Genomic DNA, 248 nt, shown 5'->3' with positions numbered 1-248 from the left:
CCCCATTATTAAGTGCTTCTTCGACCACTTTATTGGCGATAGCGGTATTTACACAAATAAGCTGTGATACATTATTTTGCGTCAGCTCTAATGACTGCGGGTACTTTCGCTTGGTATTACTGCTGGTGGAATAAAAGGCAGTAAAACCGGCATCGGCACAGCCCGTCATCTTACCCGTATTAGCACAGTGAGCGGTAAAAGTAGTGCCATCACTGAGCTCTAAATCAGCTAAAAAGCGTTTGTAACGC

At 44.4% G+C, this 248-nt stretch carries 1 pseudogene; it reads right to left on the bottom strand.

Annotation, left to right across the window (positions count from 1 at the left end):
• Positions 1–248: pseudogene (locus AAEY62_RS23945) on the bottom strand (DNA/RNA nuclease SfsA); the annotation flags it as partial.

The sequence above is a fragment of the Pseudoalteromonas sp. GW168-MNA-CIBAN-0100 genome (assembly GCF_040309225.1).
GTDB classification, from domain to species: domain Bacteria; phylum Pseudomonadota; class Gammaproteobacteria; order Enterobacterales; family Alteromonadaceae; genus Pseudoalteromonas; species Pseudoalteromonas arctica.
The sequence above is the reverse complement of the archived record's forward strand: the minus strand, read 5'-3'. Positions and strand labels throughout refer to the sequence as shown.